Genomic DNA, 22,880 nt, shown 5'->3' with positions numbered 1-22,880 from the left:
GCAGAGCAATTTTAGCTAAGATATATTAATAAACTGTTGATATATTTCTTAAAATGTGTTTCTTTGCAGATGAAGCGCTGCAACTGAACACGAAATTGTTGAGTTGAGGAAAAAACAAATTGTCTAAACAAGATTTGATTGAGATGGAAGGCACGGTTACAGAGTCCTTGCCCAATGCGATGTTTCGCGTTGACTTGGACAATGGCTTTAACGTGCTGGCACACATTTCCGGTAAGATTCGCCGCAATTATATCAAGATTTTGCCTGGCGATCGCGTCAAGGTGGAGTTGACTCCCTACGACTTGACTAAAGGCAGAATCACCTATCGCTTGCGTAAGAAGTAAATGCAACTAAAATCTTCATCGGAGGTAAGTAAATTATTGACTAAGCCAGAAGGGATTCAACTGGAAGCCAGTGTTAGAGAGTTATTATCTCGTGACAGCTTTTTAGTTAAACGATACGATGGCTCAATCCTAAATGCTCACAAGTTCCGGGTTCAATTAGAGAATGGGGATTCAGTCTTGGCATATCTTCCCGTGAACCGTCAATATATCAAGATTTTACCCGGCGATCGTGTCAAGGTGGAGTTAACTGCCTACGATTTGACCAAAGGCAGAATTACCTATCGACTACGAAAGAAGTAACTATATGTAGAGAATTTTACCATAAAACCATTTTTTTGACTGTTTGCTAGTCACTTAACTGGATTAATTTCCCTAGAAATGCTATGATTTTATATTTGGAGTCAAAGAATAAAAGGCATGAAAGTTAGAGCCTCAGTCAAGAAAATCTGTGAAAAGTGTAACGTGATCAAACGTCGTGGTCGCGTCATGGTGATTTGCGTGAACCCCAAGCACAAGCAACGTCAAGGATAGCGCTCTAACCAACAGAGTGAGTTGTAACACGCATATCATCATTAAAACGAAAAGACGCGATTCAATCACGTTTTTCCAACCAACAGTAATTGCGAGAACAATAGGGAGAGTTCATTGTGGCACGTATTGCCGGAGTAGACCTTCCACGCGATAAGCGCGTCGAGATCGGTCTGACTTACATCTACGGAATTGGGTTATCACGCGCTCAAGAAATTATAGCGGCTACTGGTGTGAACCCAGACACTCGCGTTAAGGACTTAAGTGATACCGATGTGACAGCCCTGCGAGGGGAAATAGAAAGCAACTATCAAGTTGAAGGCGACTTGCGGCGCTTGGAGTCTTTGAACATCAAGCGCTTAGTTGACATTGGTACCTACAGAGGGCGTCGTCATCGTATGGGCTTACCAGTCAGAGGCCAAAGAACCCGCACAAATGCCAGAACCCGTCGAGGGAGAAGGCAGACAGTGGCTGGGAAGAAGAAAGCTCCAGGGAAATAATTTTGCAACGCTTGCTAATCAGAGCAAGTTTTACCTTAAATCAACTAAACAAGTATGGCGAGACAACCAACTAAAAAATCCGGGAGCAAGAAGCAGAAACGGAATGTACCCAATGGGATGGCCTACATCCAGTCTACTTTCAACAATAGCATTGTCACCATTACCGATCAAAATGGAGATGTCATCTCCTGGGCTAGTGCTGGTTCTAGCGGTTTTAAGGGAGCAAAAAAGGGAACTCCCTTTGCAGCGCAAACCGCTGCTGAAAGTGCAGCCCGTCGAGCCATTGATCAAGGAATGCGTCAAATTGAGGTAATGGTCAGTGGGCCAGGAGCAGGTAGAGAAACGGCTATCCGGGCACTTCAAGGAGCAGGACTGGAAATTACACTCATTCGGGATATTACCCCGATTCCTCACAATGGTTGTCGTCCACCCAAGCGCCGTCGAGTTTAAACACCAAAACTTGGGCAGTGAGGACGAGAAGTTACAGCCAAAGGAAGTAAAGTTACTTGCATGACCGCTTGGGCGCCTAACGTGCAAACTGTCATTGGGTGAAAGCTTGGGCGACCGAAGCGCGTCAGATTTTCCCGCCGGGAAAGCTGTTAAACTTCGGGCTACCCAAAATATTATCAGCGCCTGCAAGCTTAAATAGGAGCGTCAAACTATACCGTAATTTCATACTAGTAGTTTGATAGACCTATAACCTACAGGACATAAAGTCAACCAATTTTGGATTTTGGATTTCCGATAGCGTAGCGTTAGCGAGTCCGCGAGCGTCTTTTGGATTGAACCCGACCATGAGGGCACGGGGCTTGAGCCAAAAAAATCTAAAATCTAAAATCTAAAATTCTTAGTCAATTCGGGAGGCAATTGATTTGTCTGCTAGCAGCACCTTAGAAAAAGGGAGGCTCATCCGTGGCGCAGTTTCAAATTGAATGTGTAGAGTCGAATACCGAGGAAAGTCGGAACCATTACAGTAAATTTGTTTTGGAACCTCTAGATCGCGGTCAAGGAACAACTGTTGGCAACGCACTGCGGCGGGTTTTACTGTCTAATTTAGAAGGTACAGCAGTTACAGCAGTGCGGATTGCAGGCGTTTCACATGAGTTCGCCACAGTTCCGGGCGTGCGGGAAGATGTGCTGGAAATCCTCATGAAAATGAAGGAAGTTATCCTGAAAAACTATTCTTCGCAGCCCCAGATTGGGAGATTACTCGTTAGCGGCCCAGCAACAATCACTGCGGCGCATTTTGATTTGCCCAGTGAAGTAGAAGTCATCGATCCGACCCAGTATGTGGCCACCATCGCTGAGGGTGGAAAGCTGGAAATGGAATTTCGGATCGAGAAAGGCAAAGGCTATCGCACCGTCGAGCGAGGACGTGAGGAAGCCACATCGTTGGATTTTCTCCAAATCGACTCGATATTTATGCCGGTGCGAAAAGTCAACTACAGTGTTGAAGAATCTCGTGGGGAAGGCTTGATTCCAAAAGACCGACTATTGTTGGAAGTTTGGACAAATGGCAGTATTTCCCCGCAGGAAGCACTATCTTCGGCCGCTGCGATCTTGGTGGATTTATTCAACCCGTTGAAAGACATCTCCCTAGAACCAACAGACACAGGTTCGGATATTCCAGACGACCCAACTGCCCAGATACCCATCGAAGAGTTACAACTTTCTGTGCGGGCATATAACTGTCTCAAACGGGCACAAGTTAACTCTGTGGCAGATTTGTTGGATTATACCCAAGAAGACCTCTTAGAAATTAAGAACTTTGGGCAGAAGTCAGCAGAAGAAGTCGTGGAAGCTTTGCAGCGACGCTTGGGCATCACCCTGCCAATGGAAAGAGGCTCTAAACACCCTTAAGAAAAACCGTTCATAATTCATAGTGCATAATTATGCGTCACCGTTGTCGCGTCAAAAAACTCAGTAAACCAGCCGATCAACGCCGTGCTTTACTGCGATCGCTCGCCACCGAGCTGATCCGTCATGGTAAGATCACCACCACTTTAATTAGAGCGAAAGTTCTGCGAAGTGAAGTGGAAAAAATGATTACTCTAGCTAAAAATGGCTCCCTAGCAGCACGCCGCGAAGCCCTTGGCTATATCTTCGACAAACAACTGGTTCACGCTCTATTTGAGCAAGCTCCGACTCGATATGGTGCTCGTCAGGGTGGTTATACCCGCATCCTGCATACCGTACCGCGTCGGGGTGATAATGCAAAAATGGCAATAATTGAATTGGTTTAAGTCATTAGTCATTGGTCATTAATCATTGGTCATTAGTCATTGGTTATTCACACTTGGACTTTGGACAAATGACAAAAGACAAATGACAAAGGACAAAATCTGTATGTTAGAAAGCCACCAGCCTACACAAACTCATCGAGTAGCCTTGGTAATCCAATACCTGGGCACTCATTTTCATGGCTGGCAACGGCAAAAAAAACAGCGGACAGTCCAGGAAGAGATAGAAATAGCGATCGCTACTATTCTTGGGCATCATGTAACATTACACGGTGCTGGGCGAACCGATTCTGGAGTTCACGCTGCTGCTCAAGTAGCCCATTTTGAAGCTACAGGTTTAATTCCGCCTCACAAGTGGGCAACAATCCTCAACAGCTATCTGCCGCCAGATATATTAATCAGGGCTTCAGCTAGTGTAGATAACCGTTGGCACGCTCGCTTTAGTGCAGCCTATCGACGATATCGCTACACAATATACACTGAAGATAGACTTAACTTGTTTGTAAGACCCTTCAGTTGGCATTATTATTATGCACCCCTGGATGAATCCTTAATTCAAGCTGCCCTGAAACCTCTGTTGGGAAAGCATCACTTAGCTGCTTTTCACCGTGCAGGCTCAAAGCGATCGCATTCCTGGGTAGAGGTGCAAGCAGCAGAATGTCGTCGCAGTGGGCCATTTATCCATATTGAAATACAGGCAGATGGATTTTTGTATGGCATGGTACGGCTGTTGGTAGGGATGTTGGTACAAGTAGGTTCTGGACAACGGACACTTTCTAGCTTCACCGAACTCTGGAAAGAACAACGTCGAGAAGAAGTGAAACACGCCGCCCCGCCTCAAGGCTTGTGCTTGTTGCGAGTCGGCTATCCAGATTTTCCCTTTCCAAAAGAGATTTGGTACGACACCTTGCCAAAGTTCGTCACTAGTCAAGAGTCATTAGTCATCGGTTATTAGTAACGACAAATGACAAAGGACAAATGACTAATGACAAATTAAAAATGACAAAGGACAAATGACAAATGACAACGAGTAAAACATACCTTCCTTCTCAAGCGTCTCTTGAGCGTGAGTGGTACATAGTAGATGCCACCGATAAACGCCTCGGTCGCCTCGCCAGCGAAATCGCCCAGGTTTTAAGAGGCAAAAAGAAACCCGAATACACACCTCACCTAGATACAGGTGACTTCGTAATCGTCATCAATGCCGAGAAAGTAGCAGTTACAGGCAAAAAGCGCACTCAAAAGCTTTACCGTCGCCATTCTGGTCGTCCCGGTGGGATGAAAACGGAAACTTTCGCTAAACTGCAACAGCGCATACCAGAACGGATTTTAGAACAGGCTGTTAAAGGTATGCTACCTAAAAATAGCCTGGGTAAGCAGTTGTTCACCAAGCTGAAAGTCTACGCTGGGCCTACGCATCCCCACGATGCTCAACAACCTAAAGAACTAAAAATTAGTACAATTCCTGGAGAAGAAAATTAATGGTAGTAGCAGATGCCAATAGCGGTCGCGCCGTATACTGGGGTACTGGTCGTCGTAAGAACGCAGTAGCACGGGTACGCTTGGTTCCAGGCACTGGTCAACTGACCGTGAACGGTAAAGATGGAAACTTATATTTTCAATTTAACCCCAACTACCTGGGAGTGATTAAAGCACCTCTGGAAACTCTGGGATTAGAAAACGAATATGACATTTTGGTGAAAGCAGAAGGCGGCGGCTTGACCGGACAGGCTGATTCTGTTCGTTTGGGAGTTGCTCGTGCTTTGTGCCAACTAGACCCAGACAACCGCCCACCTTTGAAAACCGAAGGTTACTTGACTCGTGATCCAAGGGCAAAAGAGCGGAAGAAATATGGTTTACATAAAGCCCGGAAAGCACCTCAGTACTCTAAGCGTTAGGGCATTGGGCAATTCAATTTTGGATTTTGGATTGACGATAGCGTAGCGTAAAGCCTTCTCTACGACAGGCTGCGCCAACGGCATGGCTTCGCTTAGAGCGAGTCCGTGAGCGTCTTTTGGATTAAATTTCAATCTAAAATCCAAAATCTAAAATCTAAAATTCTTAATCCCCAGTCCCCACTGCCTAGCTTCAATTGAACTCTGAAAGTTATAATTTATATAGATTCATCCCACAAAGAACAATGGCTAAATCTGATATTCACCCCAAGTGGTATCCAGATGCTAAAGTTTACTGCAACGGTCAAGTTGTTATGACCATTGGCTCTACTAAGCCAGAATTGCACGTAGATGTTTGGTCTGGAAATCACCCATTCTATACTGGCACTCAGAAGATTATTGACACTGAGGGTCGAGTAGAGCGTTTCCTCCGCAAGTACGGTATGAGCAGCACTCAAACATCTGGCGACGAACAAACCAAAAAGTAGCGGGTTGGCTCTGCTGTTAACGACGGCCCTGCATCAGCTGGGTCGATTGTCATTTATATGCTCGAGCCAATTTGTTATTTTTTTAAGGAGCGATCGCACTCGTCATGGCTGAATCATACTTACTGGACAAACTAAAATCCGTTGAACAAACCTTTAATGAATTAACACGTCGTCTTGGCGACCCTGATACTGCTAGCAACCCTGATGAGTATCAAGAAATTGCTAAGTCTCGTTCTTCTTTGGAAGAGGTAGTTGATACCTATGAAATCTGGAAAACAGCCCAAGAAGACTTGATAGGAGCGCGTCAGGTTTACAAAGAATCCGCGAGTGACCCAGAGTTGCAAGAAATGGCAGCACTGGAAGTAAAAGAACTTGAACAAAAAATAGAATATTTAGAGTCTCGCTTGAAAGTTTTACTGCTACCACGCGACCCCAATGATGAAAAGAATATCATGTTGGAAATTCGCGCTGGTACTGGTGGCGATGAAGCGAGTATTTGGGCTGGCGATTTGATGCAGATGTACACCCGCTATGCCCAGACTCAAGGTTGGAAAGTTTCTCTAGTGAGCGAATCTCGAGGAGAAGTGGGTGGCTGGAAAGAGGTCATTCTCGAAATTAAAGGTAATGACGTTTACAGCCAGTTAAAGTTTGAAGCTGGAGTGCATCGTGTGCAACGGGTGCCGGCAACTGAATCTGGGGGACGGGTTCATACTTCCACAGCCACCGTGGCGATTATGCCAGAGGTGGATGATGTGGAAATTCACATTGACCCAAAAGATATTGAAATGACTACAGCCCGTTCTGGCGGTGCTGGTGGACAAAACGTCAACAAGGTGGAAACAGCGGTTGACTTGATGCACAAACCGACAGGGATTCGGATTTTCTGTACAGAAGAACGCAGCCAGTTGCAAAACAAAGAACGGGCAATGCAAATTCTGCGGGCGAAGTTGTATGACATCAAGTTAGGCGAACAACAAGCAGCTGTTACTTCCATGCGGCGATCGCAGGTTGGGACAGGATCGCGATCGGAAAAAATTCGCACCTATAATTATAAAGATAATCGGGCTACTGATCACCGATTAGGTCAGAATTATTCCCTTAACCCTGTTCTTGAGGGTGATTTAGAGACGCTTATCCAATCTTGTATATCTCTAGATCAACAAGAACGGCTTGCGGAGTTAGCGACTTCTGCCGCTAACTAATTTTTGCTGTTAAAATTCCTGTAAAACCACTTGTTGTACTGTTGCTTTTAACACACACAGGTGGTTTTCTAATATTGCGTGGAGTGCATCTTCTATTTCACTGGGATAATGGTAATAGGCAAATTCATACTTCATAACGTAATTTAACTTCGCCCATTCCTTCAGGGTTTGGCAGGCATAAATTAACTTTTCCGCTTCTTCTTGCCAACGCGCAAAAATTCGGTAGCTAAAAAAGCTGCTGCATATATTGCCTTTTGCATCCCAGTAGGAAATGCACACTTGATGCTTCAGAAGGTGGATTTTTTTGATTTGCTTAACATCGTAGCCTTTAACTTTTAAAGCTTCTTTGGTTTCTGTGTCAGAAATGTTCCACTGTTCTGGTTTAATTTTATTAGTGGCTATAAGATTTTTACCTTTGCGGCGATATTGGTTAATTTTGCGTGGCTTGCGAAACATGATGCACCTTCGATATTATTTCTTCGCAGCAAAGTTGAGCTACTAGCACAAGCACCGTAACAAACTAAGTTTTTTGGGTTGGTTAAAGATAGATGGGTTATTCTACTAGCTTGATGCCTGTAGTTGCCGATTTACAACCAGAGATATAGTTTAGTACTAAAACACAAGGCTGTCAATATAAAAGTAAACTTGTAATATTGAAAGTAAACTTGTAAATACAGTTGGCTAGCTATACAAGCAGTGAAGATCGAAAGCAAACAAAAACTGATTGAAATCATTAAACTAGCTCGCGGTTCAATGAGTCAGCGAGCGTTTGGTAAGCTTTTGGGAGTATCTGCTACTGCTGTTCAGATGTGGGAAAAAGGTGTGAAGGTGCCAGATACGGAAAATTTGGCTCAAATCGCATCGAAAGCAGGCTACACAATGGAAGAGTTAATCAGCTGCATAGATGGTAAGCCAATTCCAGAAACTTCCGATTTGAGTCTGATTCTGAGACAAATCCAGCACATGCCTCTGGCACAAGTGGCTCAAATTGTGCAAGCTGCGGCAGATAGATTGGCGGCTGTGGCTGAAGCATCTGGGGATGAGGCGAAGGCCAGTTGAATATTAAAATAATTCGTAATTCGTAATTCGTAATTAAGTTTTGTCACGGGGATTTAGCGCCAAATCGGATCAAACTAGCTCGTGGTTTCTTGCTGTCAAGATTCAACTCTATGGACAAACCTTTTTTGGATGTATCGGCGAAAGAAAATTGGAGTAAGGTACGTCCAGCAATTTTTGGGAATTTGTTTGAAGGTACAGTGGATAAAAAAGAGCGTCATGCGCGGGGAATTCACTTTACCTCAGAAGCGGACATTATGAAAATTGTCCGTCCAACCATTAGCCGCTATTGGGAAGAAAGAATTGAAGCAGCAAGCACAATTCCTCTCCTTTCTACATTGCAATTGGAACTGCAAAGTTATCGCGTACTTGATCCAGCTTGTGGTTCGGGTAATTTCCTGTATATGGCCTATCAGGAACTTAAGCGGATTGAAATGTTGTTATTAGATAAAATTGCACAGCGTCGTAAATCTGAAGATACTCCCATTCAAATGGGTTTTGTCACACCACAGCGCCGGGTGATAAGTCAGTTGTTCTCACAACTGATGATTTCTATATATTTGGTATAGTCTCGTCATTAGTTCATTGCACCTGGATGAATACTCAAAAATCCACTTTAAAAGCAGATATTGCTTATACCCCTACAACTTGCTTTGAGAAGTTTCCCTTTCCTCAAACCCCTGATACTAAATTATAGGACTTACGCATTGACAGAAAAGACCAAGTATGAGTGATTTGAAAAACCACATTCATCGTCGGGGCAATTCATGAATTGCCCCGACGACGCGGGTCTACTTACCATCCATGAATTGATTAATAAAAACCTGAAACGGCGTATTTACGTTCATACACAACATGATTATTTTGTACAGTGCGTAAGTCCTAAATTAGTTAATCAAATTCGCTCAAAGTCTGAGGAAATCCATCAATACCGCACACAACAAATGCAGTTAAAACAGTGGGGAATTACCATGCTGTACAACAAATTTTTTGATGAGCCAACCAGCCAGCTTTATAAACTGCATGAACAGTTAGATAAATTGGTGATGCAAGCTTATAGTTTTAATTCTAGTGACGACATTTTAGAGAAACTTTTAGAATTGAATTTAGAATTAGCTGAGAAAGAAAAACAGGGAGAATCTGTTATCGGACCTTGGGCACCAGTCTGAAATATAGCACAATACGCTTGGGTTAAGGATAATTGTAGGTTGGGTTAAACGAAGTGAAACCCAACAAACCACGACAAATGTTGGGTTTCGTTCCTCAACCCAACCTACACAGTTTAAGGTTTTTGGCTATACAAACTAAGTCCGAGTGCGCGGATTCCAAGAAGTTGAAACCCACGGAGGTGGGTTTTGTCTGTATAGCTGCGATTTCTAATGGCCAAAGCTAGGGTAATTTTACTGGCAGTTAACGAATAAATGGTTTTAAAATGGTGCAATCTGAAAATATTTAGGAGTGCAGCTATGTCGCTACGTAATGAGCCTTTAGATTGGCAAGTTGAAACGAATAATCCTTATATACCAGTTTATCATCAAGGTGATTTGGTAGGTTTTTTTAAACCAGAATATGCCAGTGAAGTTATTAAGTTTTTAAATGAGCAAGAAGTTTTAAAGAAAGCACTAAAAATGGCTTGTACTGATTTAATTAACAAAATGGGTGGCGATCCGAATAAAGTCAATTATTTAATGGGAAAATATATAATAAATAGTGAGCGTCCGAAGTATGGAACTAGAGCGATCGCAGTTTTACTTCATGATAGGCAAAAAGAGCTTGACTTAAGTAACCAGGAGTTTGCTAAATTCTGCGATACCTTTAAATTATCTCCCACTGAACTGAATAATATTTATGCTGGAGAAGCATTTGATGATAGTTTATTAGCGCCACTTTCACGGATATTAGGGATGGCAAAAGAGCAATTGCTGAAAGTGCGAGATGGTTCTGAAGAACAAAGTAACACATGAACAACAAATCAAAATCTTCAAGTGATATAAAAATGTGAAAACAGACATCATCTTTTATCGCCTGTTTCAAGAATTCCCTGATATTTTCTTTGAACTTATTGGTAATCCTCCAGAAGAAGCTAGCCTTTATCAATTTTCATCAGTTTAAATCAAACAAACAGCCTTCAGAATCGATGGTGTATTCCTGCCTATACAAGGAAGTGATAGCCAAATTTATTTTGTTGAAGTGCAATTTCAAGCCGATGGGGAAATTTATTCACGGCTAATTGAAGAAATATGTTTATACCTCCGTCAGAATCAACCATCAAATGACTGGGGTGCTGTGATTTTATACCCAAACAGGAATGTAGATACAGGCAATATCAAACATTACCGTGAGTTTTTTACAAGTGGGCGCGTTAGACGGATTTATCTTGATGAATTAGGTGAGGCTGCATCGCTTCCAATTGGCATTGCAACTGCTAAATTAGTAATTGCAACCGACGACATAGCGATGCCTACGGCGGTAAACTACGCACAAGCTAGGGTGTTGATAGATAGAACCAAGTCTGAGATAAACTCACCATCAAAACAGCAGCAATTATTACAATTTATAGAGACTATTTTGGCTTACAAGTTTCCTGCAATGAGTAGCGAGGAGATGGAGGAAATGTTTGGCTTAAGCGAGTTAAAGCAAACCAGATTTTATCAAGAAGCCTTTCAGGAAGGTGTTGAACAAGGTGAACTTAAAGGTAAACTAAAAGCAGTACCAGCAATGTTGGCAGCAGGGTTGACTGTAGAACAAGTAGCGAAAGCGTTAGATTTGAGTGTCGAAGAAGTCAGACAAGTAGCACAAAGTCATCCTTGAGATAGATGTGGTAAATTTTATCCGTGGCTCCAGCCAAATTTGGTTTGCGGCTTCCAAACTTTCTCACGACGAATTTATAGTTAATTTTTGTTAATATTAGAAGCGGTGTTAGTACTTCGTCCTCAACCACCCAGTCCCTACGTGAGAGAAACTTAATGCTGCGACTAGAACATATAAGTAAAATTTATCCCACAGGCGAAGTTCTCAAAGATATCAACTGGGAAGTTAAACCAGGCGATCGCATTGGCTTAGTCGGTGTCAATGGTGCTGGAAAATCCACCCAACTCAAAATCATCTCTGGGGAAATTGAACCCACCGCCGGCGAAATCATTCGTCCTAATAGCTTACATATAGCTTACCTTAACCAAGAGTTTGAAGTAGACCCCACCCGCACCGTTAGAGAAGAATTTTGGACTGTCTTCAAAGAAGCCAACGAAGTACAGTTATCTCTAGCGCACATACCACAAGAGATGGAAGCGGCTACCCCAGACGAACTGGATCGACTAATCGACAAATTGGATCGCTTCCAGCGCAAATTTGAAGCCTTGGATGGCTACAACTTAGATGCACGCATCGGGAAAATCTTACCAGAAATGGGGTTTGGGCTAGAAGATGGCGATCGCCTTGTCAGCGCCTTCAGTGGTGGTTGGCAAATGCGGATGAGTTTAGGTAAAATTCTTCTGCAAAAACCCGACTTGTTACTGCTGGATGAACCGACTAACCACCTAGATTTAGAAACCATTGAATGGTTGGAAAATTATCTCAGAGGGCTGGTTACGCCGATGGTAATAGTCTCTCATGACCGGGAGTTCCTTGACCGCCTCTGCACTCAAATTGTGGAAACTGAACGCGGCGTTTCCGCTAGCTACCTTGGTAACTACTCGGCATATTTGGAACAGAAAGCTGAAAGTCAATCAGCACAGCTGAGTGCTTACGAACGCCAGCAGAAAGAATTAGAGAAACAGCAAACATTTGTTGATAGATTTCGCGCCAGTGCTACCCGCAGTACCCAGGCGAAAAGCCGGGAAAAGCAACTCGACAAAATCGAGCGCATTGAAGCACCCGTTGGTGGTATGAGAACTCTACACTTCCGTTTTCCCCCTGCACCCCGCAGTGGACGCGAGGTAGTAGAAATTAAAGATTTAACTCATCTTTATGGTGAAAAAATCCTGTTTTTAGCAGCAAATCTCCTAATTGAAAGGGGCGATCGCATCGCATTTCTTGGCCCCAATGGTGCTGGAAAATCTACCCTTCTGCGCGTAATTATGGGTATGGAACCACCCACAGAAGGTAGCGTTCAATTAGGCGATCACAACGTTATTCCCGGTTACTTTGAGCAAAATCAAGCTGAAGCTTTGGATTTGAAGAAAACTGTCATGGAAACAATCCATGATGAAGTTCCAGATTGGGATAATCAAGAAGTTCGCACACTTCTAGGACGTTTCTTATTTACTGGTGACACAGTATTTAAGGCAGTTGGGGCATTAAGTGGAGGAGAAAAAGCTCGTCTGGCGTTGGCAAAAATGCTCTTACGTCCTGCGAACTTACTAATTTTAGACGAGCCGACAAACCACCTAGATATTCCAGCGAAAGAAATGCTGGAAGAAGCTCTAAAAAATTATGATGGTACGGCAATTGTAGTTTCCCACGATCGCTATTTTATTTCTGAAGTAGCTAACAAAATCGTCGAAATTCGTGATGGTGAATTCCGCGTTTACTTAGGAGATTATCATTACTATCTCCAGAAAATTGCCGAAGAAAAAGAACAAGCAAAGTTAGCTGCAATAGAAGCCCAAAAAGCGGCTAAGAAAGCTGCAAAAGCTTCCACGAAAAGGAAATAAAGGATTGAATAACGCCTTAGTAGTAGTGCTAAAACGCTACTACTAAGTAATCACTCGTTATTTAGCGTTCCAAAACATCACAGAAAAATTACTAAAATTTAAAAAATCTTTCAAAAAACTGCAAGTCCTTAATAAAAGAAGTTCATAAGCAAAAATTCACTTGCGGCGTGGATTAGCAGTGGTATCATTCGGGTATTACAAAAAGTAAAGGGCAATTTTACTATGACCAAAGCACCTGTTGCTCCTGTGGTGCTAGTCATTTTAGACGGATGGGGCTACTGCGAGGAAACGCGAGGAAACGCCATTACTGCTGCTAAAACTCCCATTGTGGACAGTTTATGGGCAGCTTATCCGCATACCCTCATCCACACATCAGGAAAAGCCGTAGGGTTGCCAGAGGGTCAAATGGGCAACTCGGAAGTTGGTCATTTGAACATTGGTGCTGGGCGAGTTGTACCGCAAGAACTGGTACGCATCTCCGATGCGGTCGAAGACGGTTCTATTGCCTCCAACCTAGCACTCGTCAAAATTTGCCAGGAAGTTCGCTCTCGGAATAGCAAGCTGCATCTAGTAGGCCTTTGTTCTGAGGGAGGGGTGCATTCGCATATCACCCATCTATTCGGACTACTTGACTTAGCCAAAGACCAGCGAATTCCAGAAGTTTGTATTCACGCCATCACCGATGGTCGTGACACCGCCCCAACTGACGGTGTAAGAGCAATCACACTGCTGCAAGATTATATAGACCGCGCAGGAATTGGGCGCATAGTCACCCTCAGCGGTCGCTACTACGCGATGGATCGCGATCACCGCTGGGATCGGGTCAAACGCGCCTACGACGTGATGACCCAAGATGGTGTAGGTGGCGATCGCAAAGCTGTGGAAGTCTTGCAAGCATCTTACGCCCAAGGGGTAAAAGATGAATTTGTCAACCCAATTAGAATTGCTCCCGGCGCAATAGAACCAGGGGATGGAGTGATATTTTTCAACTTCCGCCCCGATCGCTCCAGACAACTGACTCAAGCTTTAGTCAGTCCCAAATTTAACGGTTTTGAAAGACAGCAAATCACACCCCTGTCCTTTGTGACATTTACGCAGTATGATTCAGACTTACCCGTGGCTGTAGCCTTTGAGCCTCAGAATCTCAGTAACATTCTAGGAGAAGTCATAGCCAATCATAGTTTGAATCAGTTCCGCACTGCCGAAACAGAAAAATACGCCCACGTCACCTATTTCTTTAATGGGGGTCTGGAGGAACCTTTTGCTGGAGAAGACCGAGAACTGGTAAGCAGCCCGATGGTAGCGACTTACGACCACGCCCCAGCGATGTCAGCAGTAGCAGTTACAGATGTAGCGATCGCTGCGATTCAAAAAGGTACGTATTCTCTAGTTGTGATTAACTATGCCAACCCAGACATGGTAGGGCATACTGGTCAAATCGACGCTACCATTACAGCAGTTGAAACAGTTGATCGCTGTTTGGGACGCTTATTAGACAGCGTTATCAAAGCCGGTGGTACAACAATTATTACTGCTGATCACGGCAACGCTGAGTATATGCTAGATGAAGGGGGTAATCCCTGGACAGCCCACACCACTAATCCAGTCCCCTTCATCTTGGTAGAAGGAGAGAAAGTCAAAATCCCTGGATATGGTACAAATGTGGAACTGCGAAGCGATGGCAAGCTATCCGACATTGCCCCCACAATTCTAGAGATTTTACAGCTGCCTCAGCCACCAGAAATGACCGGGCGATCGCTGCTGAAAACAGCAGAATATGATCTGCAACGCACTCGCACCCCCGTGCAAGTAGGGCTGTAAAAGAGTTAGGAGTTAAGAGTGAGGAGTTAATAATTAAGAATTAATAGTGAAGAGTGATGAATTAAAACTTTCCTAACTCCTAACTCCTAACTCCTAACTCCCAACTCCCAACTCCCAACTCCCAACCCTGACTCCTATTTTTTGAAACTTTTTATAAATGAGATTCCTACCATGATAGCTACTAATATTGTGCAAGGCATTTGGGCGTTTTCCGCTACTGGTTTGATTATCTTGGTTTTACTGCATAGCCCCAAAGGTGATGGCATTGGAGCTATTGGCGGACAAGCCCAGCTATTTAGCAGCGCCAAAAGTGCAGAAAACACCTTAAACCGAATTACTTGGGCATTGACAGTAATTTTTCTCGGTTTAACAGTAGTTTTAAGTGCTGGTTGGCTTCCCAAATAAGGATAGGTTAATGGGGAAAAGATCCCAACATCCAATACTTAACACCCTAATAAATTTAATTTCACGGCGGTTAATTACAGCTCTTGCCTTTTTTCTTGGCACAGGGCTATTAATCGTTTTTACTAATCTCCAGTCGAGTGATGGGTTTACAATAATACCAAAATATGCATATTCAGACTTAATAATCTCTCTCCCTCCCTCATCTTCCCCAAAATCCCATCCCCTACCACCCACACTTGCACAGTGGCAAGATAATACTAACAGTGGTGACTACTTTTCCCAAGTCACTACAACTCAAGTAGGTTATTTAGTCTGGTCACAATTTCCCATTCGAGTTTACGTAGAAACACCAAAAGCCGTTAACGAAAAACAAGCTCAAGCATGGGTTAATGGTGTCTTGCAGGGTGTGCAAGAATGGAGTACTTATTTACCTTTAACAATAGTCGAACAGCCAGAAATTGCTGATATTAAGATTTTAAGAAAAGCGCCACCTCTACAAATTTCCCCTGGTAGTAATATACCCCGTGCGCGATCGGCACAAACTACTTACCAGTTATACACCAGCAACAAAGTTTTATCTCACCGCTTCACCATCTTGTTAAGTCCCAGTCAAACAGGTGAGTATCTCATTGCAGCTACCCGCCACGAATTCGGTCATGCGCTGGGAATTTGGGGTCATAGTCCGCTACAAACTGATGCTTTATACTTTTCCCAAGTTCGTCAACCGCCGCCTATTTCTCCCAGAGATGTCAATACTCTAAAGCGGGTTTATGAACAGCCAACCAGTTTAGGATGGTCTTTAGTGGATAATTCAAAGATTAATTGATCGATAGGTAGACTATGTTTTAGCTTTAACGTAATCTAAGGCATTGCTATAAATTATGGTAAACTTATCCTCTAATTGTTTGCGTAAATTGGCACTTAAATCTTCGTTTAGTTGATTACGAAAACTAATAATTTCTGCTGCCCAATGATTAGCATTTCTTGGCTTTTCTAAATCCCAATATTGATAAAGTAATAAATACCTAAGAATCTGTTCCAATAAACTTCTGACTCGCCTTTTTTCGTTTTTAGCCAAATATTCCAATTCTTCTATTAAGTTTTCATAGTCAATCTCTCCTACTTGCCTAGCTCTGAGACATTTAATAGTCTCTTCTAACCATTGCAGGTAATTGGATTCATATAATATTTTTAGATCGATAATTGCAGTCATTTGATGATATGAGGAATTTAATTGATTTTGCTCAGATATTCAAGTTAATTAGGCGATCGCACTTTTTCCCTTTCTCTAAGCTCTACGACTTAGCGGTAGAGGTCGCTGTGCTAAAACTTCCCGATAAAGTTCTTCCAGCAGAGTAATATTTTTACTAAGGGTATAGCGGTCTAATACACGCTGTCTGGCTTTTAGCCCCAGTAAAGTTGTTAACTCTGGATGGTCTTGTAACACTGGCAAGAGGGTTCTTAATTGCGATCGCGCTGTTTTGGTATTAATAACTACACCTGCGCCCTTTTCCAATACTTCTCCATCTGCACCCACGTCTGTTGCTAAACAAGCCAACCCACATGCCATTCCTTCTAACAGAGATAGGGACAAACCCTCTACCAATGAAGGTAAAACAAATACATCTGCGCCCCGCAAAATTTCGATGCGTCGGTCTTCATCAGCGACAAATCCCAACCAGATAATGCCGTATTCTGAACCAAAAAACGGCTCTAAAGAAGACTTCAAAGGTCCGTCACCAACAATCAATAACTTAGTACCAGGTTCCATTGCCGACTGCTTCCAAGCCCGGAGGAGAGCTTCAACATTTTTCTCTGGTGCTATTCGGCCCTGATAAACAAACAAGCGTTCAGCTTTAAATTCTGTTTTGACTTGAGAAAGTCCTGGTGAATACTTCGCGGTATCAACACCGTTGGGAATTACGGCAATATTTTCTTTCCTCACACCCATCCCTGCCAATAATTCTCGCTGAATTTGGGAAAATACAATCACGCGATCGTAGTTAACTAAAAAAGGTGCGTAGAGCTGATATGCCAAAAGTTGTGTTCCCGATATCAGCTTTGCCCCCTTACCAGCAAAGGGTGTATGAAAAGTAGCAATTAGGGGCAACCTCAGTTCCTCACAGATTTCCGGTAGAAAAAAGTCTAGAGGAGATAGCGTCAAGGAAGCATGGACTATATCTGGCTTGATTTTCCGCAGCGAATCGGTTAAAAGTTTGGTCGCTTTAAAAGTGGGAATTGTATAAACCTGGGACTTGTAAATGAAAGGGAGGGAAACCTCTCGAAGATTTGGCCAATTGTCAGGTTCAGACTCTTCCTGGGCAAAGTGAAGAAAGCTAACTTGATGTCCCCTATCTAGCAAGGCATTTGTAATTTCTCGACTGTAGGTAACATTGCCGCAAAAGGGCGATTTTTTTCCAATCCAGGCTATACGCATTCTTTATTTAGCTGTAAGAAAAGCGGGTTTGAGCTATTACTTGTGTGTCCTTTGTGATTTTTACTTTATCTAGCTATACTTGCTGGTTTTTTTAGTTATTACAGATTCCCACCACAATATAGTTTAAACAGCCGATTTTAAGCTGATTAAACCAGTGGATTTATGGCTTTATTTATCCTACTTATAAGTTGTTAATTTCTGATATTTAAACAACTTATTTTGACTAATGTCAGATTGATATCCCGCAAGTATGTGATAAATTTTCACTGACCACAGTTTACCATGAACACAAAAGCTTTAAGGAAATTAGTAATTACTTCAACGTAATGAATAATAACTCCTGTTAGCTGATAACTACTTATGTGAGTTATACCAGGTTAATATACCTCCTGAAAAGACGATCGCAGCTAATCCTAAAAAGACTGCCTGTAATCCCACAAAGGTTTCTGCTACACCAGCTAAAGCCAAAGGTAAGGAGAGGGCAATATTAATTACATTGTTCTGCAAGCCAAAGACTTTACCACGCATTTCTGGAGGTGTTTCTGTTTGGATCGCGGTTTGCATGGGAATTCCCACTAACGCTCCAAATATACCTAATAGCGCCACCAGTAACAACACTAGCCACAGTTGGGTTGTAAATACTGATAGACCAATCAGGGATGCTGCCATGCCCATAGAACCATACAGACTTAGTTGGGTATAGGAGAAGCGTTGACCAAATTGACCGAGAATTGTTGCCCCAGCCGCGATGCCAACACCGCCAGCTGCTAGTAAAAAGCCGAACTGGGAGGCTTTCATGTTGGGAATTATTTCTGCCATGCGAACGGCTAGAACAGTTAATGCTGCAAAGACAGAAAACAAGATAATCAGCTGAAGCAAAGCATTGCGGATGGGATGATTTGCTTTGAGGTAGCTGAAACCGTCCCGCAAGTCAGAGAATACGTGAGGAAATTCTGTATCGGGGTGGTGGTGTTTTTCGTTAGTTGCTAAGAGGAATAAAATTAGTCCAGCGATCGCATAACTACCACCTACTAAAAATTCTTTGCCCAAACTACCACTACCACCCATTTGCAACCAAAGTCCATCTGCGATCGCTAACAACGGTTCCCCAACGGCAAACCCAACAATCACCGATGCCATCATCGTTGTCGTGTAAAGCGAATTAGCTGAGAGTAAATGCTGTTCTTCTACCATTAAGGGAATTGCCGCCTGTTCTGCCGGTGCAAAAAACTGCGTCAGTGTGGAAACTAAAAAAGTCACACCCAGGATGATCAAAAAACCCACTGGCAACATTCCTATGGGTTTCCAATCATGAGTCAACCACAGCAGGAAGGGAATTGACAAAACTAAGATGCCGCGCCAAATATTCGTTGCCACCAGCACAGCCTTTTTCGACCAGCGATCGACAAACACGCCAGCAACGGAACCAAACAATACTGCTGGAATAGTAAAGGCCATCATCAAGACTGACACCCAACCACTAATACTCTGATTACTAGCTTGAAACTGAGTATTAATCAAAGCAATCATCAGCACCAAATAAACTTTATCTGCTAGTTGGGAGAAAACTTGACCGCCCCAAAGAGCCAGGAAATTAGGGTTTTTTAATACAGGCAAAAACCCCTGCTGTGTTACATTCCCCGAAACAGTTTCTCCACCTGAACCAGACCCATCTAATTTCGGTGGTTCTTTTTCTGGGATAGTGGCTACTGGCAAACTCTGCCCGTTGCGAGTGCCGTTGCTATCTACCTCAGCAACGGTTAATTTGTCCTCAGATTGTGTTTCCGATTGACTTGGAACATCAGTTTTTGGGATCTCCTCTGTCCAACTTTGATCGTTTTTAGAAACGTCTTTTGGGGATATTTCTTGGCCATTAATTTGATCAGGTGTAGACTTGGAAACTGCACTCAAGTGATTCTTAACTGGAGGATCTAATGCCCTATTCGGTTTTTTGACGAGGCTTGGTGACAAAGGCAGGATTTTTTTATCCAAATCAGACGGTTGCATCATGGTTGGCAGCAAAATAAGAGTCGATCAAGGTAGCAGAGCGAATAGGGCGACCTAATTGATACTGAGCATACTGGCGTAAAATCTGCTCAATAGATAACCAGTTATGATCTCTAGCACCATCAATTTGCATTATCTCTGGTTGTGACAGATGTTGAAGCAAAGCCAGTTCCATAGCACCCAGACGACTAGAAATCACAGGTATTTCTTGCCGATGCACAACAACTGTTTGGGTATGGGGCATGGGGGATGGGGCATTGGGAATGGGGTATTGATTTCTCTCTCCCTCTGTTCGTAGACGTTTCCAAGCTTCTAAGCAAACCGTTCCACCCGCAGGGATGCTAAATCCTACCTGCCAGTTGGGGTCTGTAAAGTCTGGCTTGAGGGAGCGCCCAGATAGGCAGCAGACTTGCACTTGCGGCGTTACTCCTGCTAAGGCTAAAAGGTGAAACACCCCATGAGCCAGATGAGCCAAAACACCAGATGCATTTGCACTAGAGGCCGCCTCCAACCGATGGAGATGTTCATTAAACAACTCATAAAGTTCTTCTTGGGGTTGTTCGCTCAAAGCTTGACACAGGACTATTTCTGCTAAATACTGGCTGGCTGCCAATTTTCCCAAATCTTTAGCTAAACCAGGATAAGTTTTTAACGTCTGTGCTTGAGTAATTTTATCAAGCGATCGCCCTTTCGCAATCAATAGTTCATTCACAACGAACATACCACTCCTGCCGCCCAGACTTGAGTTGTGCTTGCGTGCCCCTGGAGCCACGGCTCGAATTAGACCGAATTCCCGTGTCAAAATCGTCACTATTTTATCTGATTCTCCCAGCACCTGGGTTTTAAGATTAATTCCGGTTGCTTTGTAGGTTCTACTCATTAGTCATTAGTCATTAGTCATTGGTCATTGGTCATTAGTCATTGGTCATTAGGTTAGGACAAATGACTAATTGACGCGCCCGCGACTTCCCGCTGGGTAGGACGAGAAACAAATGACTATTCACCCTTTCCCAGGTTATCGCGCTGGCGGAGCAAATCGATACCATGAGATGTGCCTAATCTAGTAGCACCCGCTACGATTAAGTCTAGGGCTTGATTGATAGTGCGGATACCACCCGCAGCTTTAATTCCCACCCTTTCTTTTGCCAATTCCTGCAAAAATCGCACATCTGCCACTGTTGCACCGCCATTCCAACCTGTACTAGTTTTTAAGAAAGCCGCCCCCGCCTCCATAGCTATTTCAGCAGCTATTTTTTTCTCCGCATCTGTCAACAGATTTGTTTCCAAAACTACCTTGACAGTTTGCCCAGTTTCTTCACAGATTTCGGCAATTTCCCGGTGGACTTCTTCAGTTTTACCAGCTTTCAACCAGCCCAAGTTCATTACCACATCCAACTCAGTGGCCCCATTATCCGCCGCTTCTTGAGCCTCATACAGCTTGACTGCTGAAGTCGTCGCACCAGAGGGAAAGCCAATCACCGTACAGACTTTTGGGTTCTTGCCGTGGAGGAGTTCGACTGCTTGTTTGACATAGGCGGGGTACAAGCAAACTGCCGCAAAATTGAATCTGTATGCTTCTTCACACCACTGCTTAACCTGCTCTGGAGTAGCCGTTGGCGTTAACAGGGCGTGATCGATAAATGGCGCAATATCAATGTCTGGATAGTCTGCTGCCATCGTGTCTTCTGCCAGTGATTGATTATTAAACTTTATAAAAAATTAAAACATTTCTTATATATATATTAAACCATATTTATTACGAGTTTATCTTGAAAACAAGCTGCTGACTTCTGTTGGATGTCGGCTTTGCAAATGTCGCGGAATTACTGTAAGTGTTTAAGTTGACATTAGCCATAGTAATACCATTTCTTTGTGGAGCTGCGCCGAATTTTTTGACCTCTTCTTTCTTGTGTCCTACCCTGCCTTCAGCCACAAGTCTACGAGATGCTACGCGTAGCTTGCTTCTTTGCAGGAGTACGCGTCTATGCGTCTTTTGCGGTTCGTTTTTCTTACTTATATTTAATACTTGGGCGTATCTTAATACATAATTGGTATAAGGTTAGGAACATCAACAGCATTTGTCACGCCAGTTCCTAAGAAGTCAATAATAGTTTTAGCTAAAGCCTTCGATGCCAAGTATGGTACGCCATTACCAATAGTTTTAAACATATTTGTGAGCGACATATTCTCTGGAAGTACAAAACTTACAGGCAAAGATTGTATAGCTAAAGCTTCCGCCACAGATATTCGCCGGATTTTATAGGGATGCAAATGTACTTCATTATTTCCATAGCAAGCTGTCGGAGAGTAACGCCATCTGTGAAGACGCTTGAAAGACTTTTTAGAATCATCTCCTTCATCAATAGCAGCAAATCTTGTGATCCCTGCCCTTGGTTGAAAACAGTTTTCAGCATTAGGATGCTTCAGCACATTATTTTTTCTAAACCAGTATTCAACTGTTAATTCTTGAGGGATGCCTTCAGGACAAGGCATTAGGGAATTTTCTTGGAATGGTTCGCACTTTTGCCAAGGATAAGTAAAAACATTTTTTTGAGGATATAAAATATGATTTTTCCAAGGGAAATATGCCTCAGATCGTAACTTTTGACTACCGACTTTTATTCCTATATCCTTGAGAAAATTATTTCGGAAACCAATGAGAATAATTCTTTCTCTATCCTGGGGTACACCATATTCGATAGCATTAATTAACCGCTCTGTTAATATATAGCCTGCTTCCAGTAATTGTTGCTTGAGCGATTCAAAAAATAAACGGTGCTTTGTCGTTCTCCACAACCCCTTAACGTTCTCAAATAAAAAAAAATCTGGAAGATTGCGGCAAATTAATTCAACGTAAGAAGCGGAAAGCTTGCCATTATCTCCTAAACGTCCTCTATTTTTGCCGCCAATCGAAAAATCAGGACAGGGAGGCCCGCCAATGAAGCCCACAATATTATTAGATTTACGGCAGTCTTGTACTAATTCCCGGAGGTGTTGTGTTTGTAAACCTTCGAGAAGTTGGGTTACATCTCCTGCTTCTCCGTCATAATACCCATATTCTGGCAACGGTAGATTCAGAACCTGCCGTGAATAGCGGTATGCTGCCATGAATGAGGAAAAAATTTCATTGACGTAAACAATATTAAAACCGCTGGTTTCAAAACCTAAATCTAGGAATCCTGAACCAGCAAAAAAGGAGAAAATACAAGGGCGATCGCTCATTCAATAACTAGTATTGTGAAACAGTCTTAATTAATATCGGAAGATTTGAGGTTTATACTTACGTACCAATCAAAAATAAACAA

General features: G+C 43.1%; 27 protein-coding genes and 2 pseudogenes. 22 read left to right on the top strand and 7 right to left on the bottom strand.

What is annotated here, in order from left to right; translation table 11 throughout:
• The first annotated feature begins 119 nt into the window (after nucleotides 1–119).
• The 12 genes from infA (V7K30_RS08685) (at nucleotide 120) to prfA (ending at nucleotide 7,197) form a co-directional block, all read left to right on the top strand.
• On the top strand, nucleotides 120–344 hold the full coding sequence (infA, locus tag V7K30_RS08685) for a translation initiation factor IF-1 (RefSeq protein ID WP_006276978.1): 225 nt from the start codon (nucleotides 120–122) through the stop codon (nucleotides 342–344).
• 36 nt (nucleotides 345–380) lie between these two features.
• Nucleotides 381–644, top strand: a complete 264-nt coding sequence (gene infA, locus V7K30_RS08680) for a translation initiation factor IF-1 (protein ID WP_334998684.1) — start codon at nucleotides 381–383, stop codon at nucleotides 642–644.
• A gap of 117 nt (nucleotides 645–761) precedes the next feature.
• Nucleotides 762–875, top strand: coding sequence for a 50S ribosomal protein L36 (gene rpmJ / locus V7K30_RS08675; protein ID WP_015129703.1), 114 nt, complete (start codon nucleotides 762–764; stop codon nucleotides 873–875).
• Nucleotides 876–991: 116 nt separating this feature from the next.
• The gene (rpsM, locus tag V7K30_RS08670; protein ID WP_334998683.1) at nucleotides 992–1,372 is read left to right on the top strand and encodes a 30S ribosomal protein S13; all 381 of its coding nucleotides are present in this window, start codon (nucleotides 992–994) and stop codon (nucleotides 1,370–1,372) included.
• 54 nt (nucleotides 1,373–1,426) lie between these two features.
• Complete coding sequence (gene rpsK / locus V7K30_RS08665) at nucleotides 1,427–1,822, top strand: 30S ribosomal protein S11 (RefSeq protein ID WP_010998331.1); 396 nt, start codon at nucleotides 1,427–1,429, stop codon at nucleotides 1,820–1,822.
• Between the two features lie 462 nt (nucleotides 1,823–2,284).
• Complete coding sequence (locus tag V7K30_RS08660; RefSeq protein WP_334784398.1) at nucleotides 2,285–3,232, top strand: DNA-directed RNA polymerase subunit alpha; 948 nt, start codon at nucleotides 2,285–2,287, stop codon at nucleotides 3,230–3,232.
• Between the two features lie 32 nt (nucleotides 3,233–3,264).
• Nucleotides 3,265–3,615 carry a 50S ribosomal protein L17 gene (gene rplQ, locus V7K30_RS08655; protein WP_273765772.1) on the top strand — a complete coding sequence of 117 codons (351 nt, stop codon included), beginning with the start codon at nucleotides 3,265–3,267 and terminating at the stop codon, nucleotides 3,613–3,615.
• Nucleotides 3,616–3,718: 103 nt separating this feature from the next.
• Entirely contained in the window at nucleotides 3,719–4,567 is an 849-nt protein-coding gene (gene truA, locus V7K30_RS08650; RefSeq protein ID WP_334998718.1) for a tRNA pseudouridine(38-40) synthase TruA, read from the top strand.
• Nucleotides 4,568–4,632: 65 nt separating this feature from the next.
• Nucleotides 4,633–5,094: a 50S ribosomal protein L13 gene (rplM, locus tag V7K30_RS08645; protein ID WP_334998682.1), complete on the top strand. Its 462-nt coding sequence runs from the start codon at nucleotides 4,633–4,635 to the stop codon at nucleotides 5,092–5,094.
• On the top strand, nucleotides 5,094–5,510 hold the full coding sequence (rpsI, locus tag V7K30_RS08640) for a 30S ribosomal protein S9 (protein ID WP_012410698.1): 417 nt from the start codon (nucleotides 5,094–5,096) through the stop codon (nucleotides 5,508–5,510). The genes rplM and rpsI overlap by 1 nt, the downstream gene beginning before the upstream one ends.
• Nucleotides 5,511–5,752: 242 nt before the next feature.
• Nucleotides 5,753–5,995: a 50S ribosomal protein L31 gene (gene rpmE / locus V7K30_RS08635; RefSeq protein ID WP_292848128.1), complete on the top strand. Its 243-nt coding sequence runs from the start codon at nucleotides 5,753–5,755 to the stop codon at nucleotides 5,993–5,995.
• Between the two features lie 104 nt (nucleotides 5,996–6,099).
• Nucleotides 6,100–7,197: a peptide chain release factor 1 gene (prfA, locus tag V7K30_RS08630; RefSeq protein WP_334998681.1), complete on the top strand. Its 1,098-nt coding sequence runs from the start codon at nucleotides 6,100–6,102 to the stop codon at nucleotides 7,195–7,197.
• Nucleotides 7,198–7,206: 9 nt separating this feature from the next.
• On the opposite strand, the gene V7K30_RS08625 is transcribed toward prfA, so the two are convergent.
• Nucleotides 7,207–7,653, bottom strand: coding sequence for a hypothetical protein (locus V7K30_RS08625; protein ID WP_334998680.1), 447 nt, complete (start codon nucleotides 7,651–7,653; stop codon nucleotides 7,207–7,209).
• A 240-nt stretch (nucleotides 7,654–7,893) separates the two neighbouring features.
• On the opposite strand from V7K30_RS08625, the gene V7K30_RS08620 reads away from it, so the two are divergent.
• The 10 genes and pseudogenes from V7K30_RS08620 (at nucleotide 7,894) to V7K30_RS08580 (ending at nucleotide 15,957) form a co-directional block, all read left to right on the top strand.
• The gene (locus V7K30_RS08620) at nucleotides 7,894–8,256 is read left to right on the top strand and encodes a helix-turn-helix domain-containing protein (RefSeq protein ID WP_104906418.1); all 363 of its coding nucleotides are present in this window, start codon (nucleotides 7,894–7,896) and stop codon (nucleotides 8,254–8,256) included.
• A gap of 122 nt (nucleotides 8,257–8,378) precedes the next feature.
• Nucleotides 8,379–8,762: pseudogene (locus tag V7K30_RS08615) on the top strand (DNA methyltransferase); the annotation flags it as partial.
• Nucleotides 8,763–8,809: 47 nt separating this feature from the next.
• Nucleotides 8,810–8,950, top strand: a complete 141-nt coding sequence (locus V7K30_RS34200; protein WP_442941052.1) for a type IIL restriction-modification enzyme MmeI — start codon at nucleotides 8,810–8,812, stop codon at nucleotides 8,948–8,950.
• 70 nt (nucleotides 8,951–9,020) lie between these two features.
• Nucleotides 9,021–9,422: a hypothetical protein gene (locus V7K30_RS08610; RefSeq protein ID WP_334998678.1), complete on the top strand. Its 402-nt coding sequence runs from the start codon at nucleotides 9,021–9,023 to the stop codon at nucleotides 9,420–9,422.
• 297 nt (nucleotides 9,423–9,719) lie between these two features.
• Nucleotides 9,720–10,217 carry a hypothetical protein gene (locus V7K30_RS08605; RefSeq protein ID WP_334998677.1) on the top strand — a complete coding sequence of 166 codons (498 nt, stop codon included), beginning with the start codon at nucleotides 9,720–9,722 and terminating at the stop codon, nucleotides 10,215–10,217.
• 34 nt (nucleotides 10,218–10,251) lie between these two features.
• Nucleotides 10,252–11,064 (top strand): annotated as a pseudogene (locus tag V7K30_RS08600) (Rpn family recombination-promoting nuclease/putative transposase).
• A 155-nt stretch (nucleotides 11,065–11,219) separates the two neighbouring features.
• Nucleotides 11,220–12,905 carry an ABC-F family ATP-binding cassette domain-containing protein gene (locus V7K30_RS08595; RefSeq protein ID WP_334998676.1) on the top strand — a complete coding sequence of 562 codons (1,686 nt, stop codon included), beginning with the start codon at nucleotides 11,220–11,222 and terminating at the stop codon, nucleotides 12,903–12,905.
• A 222-nt stretch (nucleotides 12,906–13,127) separates the two neighbouring features.
• Entirely contained in the window at nucleotides 13,128–14,726 is a 1,599-nt protein-coding gene (gene gpmI / locus V7K30_RS08590; protein WP_334998675.1) for a 2,3-bisphosphoglycerate-independent phosphoglycerate mutase, read from the top strand.
• Nucleotides 14,727–14,897: 171 nt separating this feature from the next.
• Nucleotides 14,898–15,131, top strand: coding sequence for a preprotein translocase subunit SecG (gene secG / locus V7K30_RS08585; RefSeq protein WP_292759720.1), 234 nt, complete (start codon nucleotides 14,898–14,900; stop codon nucleotides 15,129–15,131).
• Between the two features lie 10 nt (nucleotides 15,132–15,141).
• Complete coding sequence (locus tag V7K30_RS08580) at nucleotides 15,142–15,957, top strand: peptidase (RefSeq protein WP_334998674.1); 816 nt, start codon at nucleotides 15,142–15,144, stop codon at nucleotides 15,955–15,957.
• A gap of 12 nt (nucleotides 15,958–15,969) precedes the next feature.
• On the opposite strand, the gene V7K30_RS08575 is transcribed toward V7K30_RS08580, so the two are convergent.
• The 6 genes from V7K30_RS08575 to V7K30_RS08550 form a co-directional block, all read right to left on the bottom strand.
• Complete coding sequence (locus tag V7K30_RS08575) at nucleotides 15,970–16,344, bottom strand: DUF29 domain-containing protein (protein WP_334998673.1); 375 nt, start codon at nucleotides 16,342–16,344, stop codon at nucleotides 15,970–15,972.
• A 75-nt stretch (nucleotides 16,345–16,419) separates the two neighbouring features.
• A complete protein-coding gene (locus tag V7K30_RS08570; protein WP_334998672.1) occupies nucleotides 16,420–17,568 on the bottom strand; it encodes a glycosyltransferase family 4 protein in 1,149 nt (382 codons plus the stop codon).
• Between the two features lie 354 nt (nucleotides 17,569–17,922).
• The gene (locus V7K30_RS08565) at nucleotides 17,923–19,575 is read right to left on the bottom strand and encodes an MFS transporter (RefSeq protein WP_334998717.1); all 1,653 of its coding nucleotides are present in this window, start codon (nucleotides 19,573–19,575) and stop codon (nucleotides 17,923–17,925) included.
• A complete protein-coding gene (recO, locus tag V7K30_RS08560; RefSeq protein WP_334998671.1) occupies nucleotides 19,562–20,455 on the bottom strand; it encodes a DNA repair protein RecO in 894 nt (297 codons plus the stop codon). Before recO ends, V7K30_RS08565 begins: the two co-directional genes overlap by 14 nt.
• Before the next feature lie 116 nt (nucleotides 20,456–20,571).
• Complete coding sequence (deoC, locus tag V7K30_RS08555) at nucleotides 20,572–21,252, bottom strand: deoxyribose-phosphate aldolase (protein WP_334998670.1); 681 nt, start codon at nucleotides 21,250–21,252, stop codon at nucleotides 20,572–20,574.
• 360 nt (nucleotides 21,253–21,612) lie between these two features.
• Complete coding sequence (locus V7K30_RS08550) at nucleotides 21,613–22,797, bottom strand: DNA cytosine methyltransferase (protein WP_334998669.1); 1,185 nt, start codon at nucleotides 22,795–22,797, stop codon at nucleotides 21,613–21,615.
• Between the last annotated feature and the right edge of the window lie 83 nt (nucleotides 22,798–22,880).

Origin of the sequence: Nostoc sp., from assembly GCF_036917655.1 — a bacterium.
Taxonomy (GTDB): Bacteria; Cyanobacteriota; Cyanobacteriia; order Cyanobacteriales; family Nostocaceae; genus Nostoc.
This window is presented reverse-complemented; position numbering and strand designations above follow the sequence as displayed.

Bases quoted from the DNA above. Each gene is read 5' to 3' on its own strand.
- rplQ (WP_273765772.1), top strand. From the start codon at position 3,265: ATGCGTCACCGTTGTCGCGTCAAAAAACTCAGTAAACCAGCCGATCAA.
- V7K30_RS08580 (WP_334998674.1), top strand. From the start codon at position 15,142: ATGGGGAAAAGATCCCAACATCCAATACTTAACACCCTAATAAATTTA.
- V7K30_RS08575 (WP_334998673.1), bottom strand. From the start codon at position 16,344: ATGACTGCAATTATCGATCTAAAAATATTATATGAATCCAATTACCTG.
- V7K30_RS08570 (WP_334998672.1), bottom strand. From the start codon at position 17,568: ATGCGTATAGCCTGGATTGGAAAAAAATCGCCCTTTTGCGGCAATGTT.
- V7K30_RS08565 (WP_334998717.1), bottom strand. From the start codon at position 19,575: ATGCAACCGTCTGATTTGGATAAAAAAATCCTGCCTTTGTCACCAAGC.
- secG (WP_292759720.1), top strand. From the start codon at position 14,898: ATGATAGCTACTAATATTGTGCAAGGCATTTGGGCGTTTTCCGCTACT.
- gpmI (WP_334998675.1), top strand. From the start codon at position 13,128: ATGACCAAAGCACCTGTTGCTCCTGTGGTGCTAGTCATTTTAGACGGA.
- recO (WP_334998671.1), bottom strand. From the start codon at position 20,455: ATGAGTAGAACCTACAAAGCAACCGGAATTAATCTTAAAACCCAGGTG.
- prfA (WP_334998681.1), top strand. From the start codon at position 6,100: ATGGCTGAATCATACTTACTGGACAAACTAAAATCCGTTGAACAAACC.
- V7K30_RS08550 (WP_334998669.1), bottom strand. From the start codon at position 22,797: ATGAGCGATCGCCCTTGTATTTTCTCCTTTTTTGCTGGTTCAGGATTC.
- V7K30_RS08605 (WP_334998677.1), top strand. From the start codon at position 9,720: ATGTCGCTACGTAATGAGCCTTTAGATTGGCAAGTTGAAACGAATAAT.
- deoC (WP_334998670.1), bottom strand. From the start codon at position 21,252: ATGGCAGCAGACTATCCAGACATTGATATTGCGCCATTTATCGATCAC.
- V7K30_RS08610 (WP_334998678.1), top strand. From the start codon at position 9,021: ATGAATTGCCCCGACGACGCGGGTCTACTTACCATCCATGAATTGATT.
- rpsI (WP_012410698.1), top strand. From the start codon at position 5,094: ATGGTAGTAGCAGATGCCAATAGCGGTCGCGCCGTATACTGGGGTACT.
- rpmJ (WP_015129703.1), top strand. From the start codon at position 762: ATGAAAGTTAGAGCCTCAGTCAAGAAAATCTGTGAAAAGTGTAACGTG.
- rpsK (WP_010998331.1), top strand. From the start codon at position 1,427: ATGGCGAGACAACCAACTAAAAAATCCGGGAGCAAGAAGCAGAAACGG.
- rpmE (WP_292848128.1), top strand. From the start codon at position 5,753: ATGGCTAAATCTGATATTCACCCCAAGTGGTATCCAGATGCTAAAGTT.
- V7K30_RS08595 (WP_334998676.1), top strand. From the start codon at position 11,220: ATGCTGCGACTAGAACATATAAGTAAAATTTATCCCACAGGCGAAGTT.
- truA (WP_334998718.1), top strand. From the start codon at position 3,719: ATGTTAGAAAGCCACCAGCCTACACAAACTCATCGAGTAGCCTTGGTA.
- V7K30_RS08625 (WP_334998680.1), bottom strand. From the start codon at position 7,653: ATGTTTCGCAAGCCACGCAAAATTAACCAATATCGCCGCAAAGGTAAA.
- rplM (WP_334998682.1), top strand. From the start codon at position 4,633: ATGACAACGAGTAAAACATACCTTCCTTCTCAAGCGTCTCTTGAGCGT.